This window comes from Sinomonas sp. (assembly GCF_036848755.1).
Lineage (GTDB): Bacteria > Actinomycetota > Actinomycetes > Actinomycetales > Micrococcaceae > Sinomonas.
In genome coordinates this window covers 1-5,683 of record NZ_DAIUJO010000169.1, presented here as the reverse complement: position 1 = coordinate 5,683, position 5,683 = coordinate 1, and the positions used below count along the sequence as shown (strand labels likewise).

The window sequence follows — 5,683 nt, the reverse complement described above, 5'->3', positions numbered from 1 at the left end:
GGAAGAAGTGGTTGAAGCCGACCTCGTAGAGCGTCGCGGCGCCCGCGTAGGTCGAGATATGGCCGCCCACGCCCACCCCGGGACGCTGGGCACGGTGCACCATGATTGCAGCGTTCCAGCGCATCCACGCACGGTAACGCCGCTCCGTCTCCTCATCTCCGGGGTATGGCGGCTCTTGGTCGGCGGGGATGGTATTGACGTAGTCGGTCGTCGTCACCAACGGGACGCCGACGCTCTGCGCGCCGGCCCGCCGGAGGATGTTCTGGACCACGAACTGCGCCCGCTCGGTGCCGCGTTCCTGCACGAGCGAGTCGAAGGACTCGATCCACTCGGCCGTCTCCTCGGGATCATGGTCGGGAAGGTGGGCACCGAGCCCGCTGAAAAGATGCTGGGTATGCTCTCCAGTCAACACGTCGAACCTCTTTCCTGCGCGCGGGGTTGCGCGCGCTCGTCCGGGGGACGTCGTTATCCCCGCGGATGGCTTGGGCTGCATCGCTTCCTTCATTCCGTATAATGGAAACGATTTATTGCAATGTGGATTAAGAGTGACGCGTGGGCGTGATGTGCGTCAAGCTCACTTCCCTCAAGGAGGCTGTATGAACGAGAGCCAGAAGGTCGCCGTCGTCACGGGAGCCGGTTCGGGGATCGGGCGCGCAGTGGCTCGGAAGCTCCTCGAAGAGGGGTGGAACGTGGCTCTCGCGGGGCGCCGTCGTGAGCCGCTCGAGGCAACTGCGGCGGGGAGCCGCGAGTCCGCGCTTCCCGTCGTCGCGGACGTCGCCTCGGCCGACGCCGTCGAGCGCCTCTTCGCCCAGGTCAGGGATCGCTGGGGGCGGGTCGATGTGCTCTTCAACAACGCTGGCAGGTTCGGCCCGAGCGGCGACGTCGGGGAGATTTCGCCCGACGACTGGGATGAGGTCGTCGCGGTCAACCTCACGGGCAGCTTCCTGTGCGCGGCCGCCGCCTTCCGTGCCATGAAGGCGCAACGGCCGCAGGGCGGCCGCATCATCAACAATGGCTCGGTCTCGGCCCACAGCCCGCGCCCGAAGTCGGTCGCCTACACTGCGACGAAGCACGCCATCACCGGCCTCACGAAAAGCATCGAACTCGACGGCCGGCCGTACGGAATCACGTGCGGGCAGATCGACATCGGGAACACGCGCACCGAGATCATGGACACGCTGGGCGTCAGCCAGGGGGCGCTCCAGGCCGACGGGTCCCGCCGCGCCGAGCCGACCTTCCCCGTGGAAGAGGCGGCGAACGCCGTCTTCCTCATGGCGTCCCTGCCCCCGTCCGCGACCGTCGGCTCGATGCTCATCACGGCGTCGGGCATGCCCCTCGTGGGGCGGGGGTAGCCTCACGCGAGCGGCAGTAACTCGCTCAAGTCCGTGCGGGTCCCTGAAGCGCTGAGCTTCCCGGCTCCGAGCGCGTCCGCCCACGCCATCCGGCCGGTCGCGACGGCGAGCCAGGTCTCGGCGTCCGACTCGACGACGTTGGGCGGCGTGCCGCGCGTGTGCCGGGGCCCTTCGATGCACTGGGCCACCCCGAACGGTGGCACGCGCACCTCGACCGAGTTGCCCGGGGCGCGGGTGGCGAGCTCCTCGAGGGTGAACCGGACGGCTGTGGCAAGCACCGACCGTGGCACGGAGGCGGCCTCCTCGCCCGCGCCTGTCTCCGCCCGCGCAGCGAGCCACGCAGCGATTGCTGCCCGCCCGTCGTCGGCCGCGATTCTTCTTCTCGGGGGCACTCTTCGTCCTTCCTGTCGTTCTGGGCCGGTGGGGAAGGAACAACCAGCCAAGCGGCGAGGCAGTGGGCGGCGGGCGGCCAGCGGGGAAGCGGCTAGCCCAAGAGGGCGGACACCGCGCGCCCGAGGCGGATCCGCCCCACCGGGCGGCCTCCGCCCATGACGGGCGCGACGACCGTCTCGAGGACGCGGGCCACGTCGGGGACGTCGACGGCGTCGGCGGCCGCGAGCATCGTGAGCCCGACGAGCGTCGTCGCGCGGACGTTCCCGTCGAGGACCTTGACCGCCGCGGTGGCCCCTTGCGGTGTGGCGAGCACCAGGACCCCCTCGGCCCCGATCTTCGCGATAATCTCCAGCTCCTCCATGACCACCGTGTTCTCACGCCCACGGCCCTGTACCGCCCAGGGGTAGTCGAGCATCGACGTCGCGATCGTGGCCGCGCGCGCGTCCCCGGCCGCGTCGCGCGCGCCCGGTGCCTTCGCGAGGCGCGAGAACGCACGGGCGAGGCCGGTGAGGGAGACGGCCGCTACAGGCGCTCCGCAGCCGTCAATGCCGAGATGGGCGATCCTCTCCTCGGTGTACTCCTCGACCGTCTCGCGAACACGCTGCTGCAGGGGGTGGTTCGGCTCGAGGTAGCTCTTCCGGTCCCACCCGTTGACGGTGCAGGCCCAGAGGAACGCCGCGTGCTTGCCCGAGCAGTTGTGCGCGAGGCGCCGACGGCCCCTTTCAGAGCGCACAAGCCACGCGCGCGCCTCCTCGTCCTTCGGCCAGTCAGGCGGGCACAGGAGGTCGGCCTCGCGGAGCCCTCCGGCCTTGAGCATGCCTTCGACGACGTCCATGTGGTCGAGGGAGCCGACGTGCGAGGCGCACGCGAGCGCGACCTGGGCTCCCCGCAGTGGAACGCCGCTCCGCATCGAGGCGAGGGCTTGGAACGGCTTGAGGGCGGAGCGAGCGAAGACGGGCGTCGTGATGTCTCCCAGCGCGGTCACGACCGTACCGTCGCCGGCAATCACCACGGCGGAGCCGACGTGCCGGGACTCGACGAATCCGCTGCGTTCGATCACAGCGAGTTCCACGGCGTCATCCGCCGTGAAGGTTGCATGGGAGGCCATGAGCGAAGTCTATGCGGGCAGAACGGCCGTCATGGGAGGGCTCGCTGTGCATGGGCTTCGGGACGCCGGATACCCTTGTCGGGTGAAGGTTCTCGTGATCGGCCCAGGCGGCCGCGAACACGCTCTTGTCCGTTCCCTCCTCGCCGATCCCGCCGTGACTGAAGTGCATGCGGCTCCGGGCAACGCGGGCATCGCCAAGGTCGTGCCGACTCACCCGATCAACGCCAACGATCCGGGGGCCGTCACGGAGCTCGCGCAGAAGCTCGACGTCGACCTCGTCGTCGTCGGCCCCGAGGCGCCGCTTGCCGCGGGGGTATCGGACGCGGTGCGAGCGGTGGGAATCCCCGTGTTCGGTCCGAGCAAGGAAGCCGCCCAGCTCGAGGCGTCCAAGGCTTTCGCGAAGCAGGTCATGGCCGAGGCCGGCGTCCCGACGGCGATGGCGCGGGTCGCGACGACGGCGGCGGAGGCCGCGGACGCGCTTGACGCGTTCGGCGCGCCGTTCGTGGTCAAGGACGACGGGCTCGCGGCGGGCAAGGGCGTCGTCGTGACCGAGGACCGGGACGAGGCCCTCGCCCACGCTCGGGCGTGCTTCGAGGCCGGAGGCTCGGTGGTGATCGAGGAGTTCCTCGATGGCCCCGAGGTCTCGCTCTTCGTCCTGAGCGACGGCCAGACCGTGGTCCCGCTCTCTCCGGCCCAGGACTTCAAGCGCATCTACGACAACGATGAGGGCCCCAACACGGGCGGAATGGGCGCCTACACGCCGCTCGACTGGGCGCCGGAGGGCCTCGTGGACGAGGTCGTCCGGCGGATCGCCCAGCCGACAGTCGACGAGATGGCCAAGCGGGGCACCCCGTTCGTCGGGGTCCTCTACTGCGGCCTCGCCCTCACGTCCCGCGGTACCCGCGTGATCGAGTTCAACGCCCGCTTCGGCGACCCGGAGACGCAGGCGGTGCTCGCTCGTCTCAAGACGCCGCTCGGCGGGGTCCTGCTTGCGGCGGCGAAGGGCCAGCTCGCCGACGCGCAGGGGCTGCGCTGGTCGCCCGAGAGCGCGGTGGCCGTCGTCCTCGCCTCCGAGAACTACCCGGACACGCCTCGCACCGGTGACCGGATCCGCGGCCTGAAGAAGGCCGCAGCGGTCAACGGGGTCCACGTCCTGCACGCTGGCACGAAGGTCGACGACGAGGGCAACGTCGTGAGCGCGGGAGGGCGCGTGCTCGCGGTCGTCGCGCTCGGCGAGGATCTCCAGGAGGCGCGGGAGCGCGCCTACGAGGGGATCGGCCTCATCCGGCTCGACGGCGGCCAGTACCGCAAGGACATCGCGGCGAAGGCCGCCCGCGGCGAGATCAGGGTCCCGGAGCGGGCCGGGAAGGCAGGCGTGTGATGGCCGATTCCGAAGCGACGAGCCCGGCCGAGACGAGGCGCGGCTACGACGCCGACGCTCAGCAGCTCGAGGGCTGGCGGCACATCTATTCCGGCAAGGTCCGCGATCTGTACGAACCGGTCGACGGTCCGGACGACGTGGTCCTCGTCGTCGCGAGCGACCGCATCAGCGCCTACGACTACGTCCTCTCGAGCACCATTCCCGACAAGGGCCGGGTCCTCACCCAGCTCAGCCTCTGGTGGTTCGAGCAGCTCAACGTGCCGAACCACGTGGTCGGCTCAACGGTCGACGACGGCGTTCCCGCCGAAGTCGTGGGACGCGCCATGATCTGCCGACGCCTCGAGATGTACCCGGTCGAGTGCATCGCCCGCGGCTACCTCACCGGCTCGGGCCTCGCGGAGTACCGCGAGCACGGCACGGTGTGCGAGATCCCGCTGCCCGCGGGCCTCGTGGACGGTTCGCGCCTCCCGGAGGCGATCTTCACGCCCTCGGCCAAGGCCGAGATCGGGGAGCACGACGAGAACATCACGTACGAGGACGTCACCGGGATGGTGGGCGACGACGCCGCGGCACAGCTCCGCGGGCTGACCCTCGAGGTGTACCGCGAGGCGGAGCGGATCGCGCGCGAGCGCGGCATCATCCTCGCCGACACGAAGGTCGAATTCGGCGTGGATCCCGTGACCGGCAACATCACGCTCGGCGACGAGGTGCTGACCCCCGACTCGTCGAGGTTCTGGGACGCGGCAACGTGGGAGCCGGGCAGGGCGCAGCCCTCGTTCGACAAGCAGTTCGTCCGCGACTGGCTCACGTCCGCGGAGTCCGGATGGGACCGGCATTCGGGCGAGAAGCCCCCGGCGCTGCCGGCCGACGTCGTCGAACGCACCCGGGCGCGGTACGTGGAGGCGTACGAGCGGCTCACAGGCCGTCGCTTCGACGCCTGATCACGCACCGGTGGCCGCGCACCGGTGGCCCCGCACCGGTTGGGCGGCGGCCAGCCGGTGCGGGGGCACGGAGCCTTGGGCGCGCCTAGTCGGGCTCGCCGGCCCGCCGCTGCGCGAGCCGGATCTCAAGGATTGCATCCATGGTCTGCTGGACCTTCTCGGACGCTCCCGCATAGCTGAACTGCTCGCGGGCATCCTTGAGGAGCTCGAGCGCCTCGTCGTTGCGCCCGAGCGCCTTGAGGGCCCGGCCGTACAGCAGCGCGACCTCGCCTGCCGTGTGGCGGCCCAGGACCGTCTTCTCGGCGTGGATCTCCTTGAGCCGCTCAATGGCCTCGGGGATCTGGCCGTTGAGGTAGAGCCACCGCGCGCGGATGAACGCGACCTCGAGCTGCTCCGGCCGGGAGCCGCCCACGATCGAGAGGGCGAGTTCTGCGCGTTCGATCGCGGCGAGAGTCTCCGGCTCGACGATTCCGCCCGAGAGGCGGACCGCGGCCGAGGCCTTGTTGAA

The 5,683-nt window shown here is 70.4% G+C and carries 5 protein-coding genes and 2 pseudogenes; 3 read left to right on the top strand and 4 right to left on the bottom strand.

Annotated elements, in window-relative coordinates:
* A pseudogene (locus V7053_RS17620) lies at positions 1-412 on the bottom strand (pyruvate dehydrogenase (acetyl-transferring), homodimeric type); the annotation flags it as partial.
* Positions 413-596: 184 nt separating this feature from the next.
* Between V7053_RS17620 and V7053_RS17615 the strand changes: the two are divergent.
* Entirely contained in the window at positions 597-1,352 is a 756-nt protein-coding gene (locus tag V7053_RS17615) for an SDR family oxidoreductase (RefSeq protein WP_334173563.1), read from the top strand.
* 2 nt (positions 1,353-1,354) lie between these two features.
* Here the strand turns inward: V7053_RS17615 and V7053_RS17610 are convergent, their stop codons facing one another.
* Positions 1,355-1,744 carry a sterol carrier family protein gene (locus V7053_RS17610; RefSeq protein WP_334173562.1) on the bottom strand — a complete coding sequence of 130 codons (390 nt, stop codon included), beginning with the start codon at positions 1,742-1,744 and terminating at the stop codon, positions 1,355-1,357.
* Positions 1,745-1,836: 92 nt separating this feature from the next.
* Entirely contained in the window at positions 1,837-2,853 is a 1,017-nt protein-coding gene (locus tag V7053_RS17605) for an asparaginase (RefSeq protein WP_334173561.1), read from the bottom strand.
* Between the two features lie 82 nt (positions 2,854-2,935).
* Between V7053_RS17605 and purD the strand changes: the two genes are divergently transcribed.
* Complete coding sequence (purD, locus tag V7053_RS17600; protein WP_334173560.1) at positions 2,936-4,234, top strand: phosphoribosylamine--glycine ligase; 1,299 nt, start codon at positions 2,936-2,938, stop codon at positions 4,232-4,234.
* Positions 4,234-5,175 carry a phosphoribosylaminoimidazolesuccinocarboxamide synthase gene (locus tag V7053_RS17595; RefSeq protein ID WP_334173559.1) on the top strand — a complete coding sequence of 314 codons (942 nt, stop codon included), beginning with the start codon at positions 4,234-4,236 and terminating at the stop codon, positions 5,173-5,175. Before purD ends, V7053_RS17595 begins: the two co-directional genes overlap by 1 nt.
* Before the next feature lie 85 nt (positions 5,176-5,260).
* Here V7053_RS17595 and V7053_RS17590 read toward each other — a convergent pair.
* Positions 5,261-5,683, bottom strand: a pseudogene (locus V7053_RS17590) (helix-turn-helix domain-containing protein); the annotation flags it as partial.